Source organism: Pseudomonas sp. SIMBA_068 (assembly GCF_046534705.1).
Lineage (GTDB): Bacteria > Pseudomonadota > Gammaproteobacteria > Pseudomonadales > Pseudomonadaceae > Aquipseudomonas > Aquipseudomonas putida.
This window is the reverse complement of record NZ_JAWRYI010001521.1, coordinates 1-239: the sequence shown is the minus strand read 5'-3', so window position 1 is coordinate 239 and position 239 is coordinate 1. Positions and strand designations below refer to the sequence as shown.

The window sequence follows — 239 nt, the reverse complement described above, 5'->3', positions numbered from 1 at the left end:
CTGCTTCTACCGCCAGACGAAATGCCTTCGCCATGTTGACGGGATCGTCCGCTACGGCAATCGCCGTATTCACTAACACCGCGTCGGCCCCCATTTCCAGGGCCTGCGCGGCATGGCTGGGAACGCCGATGCCAGCATCGACAACCACCGGAACTGTGGCCTGCTGGATAATAATCTCCAGCATGGCACAGGTTTCCAGTCCCTGATTCGAGCCAATCGGCGCGCCGAGCGGCATCACC

Annotated in this window: 1 pseudogene; it reads right to left on the bottom strand. The window is 61.1% G+C overall.

From position 1 onward, the window contains the following. Positions 1–239, bottom strand: a pseudogene (gene thiG, locus SB756_RS34755) (thiazole synthase); the annotation flags it as partial.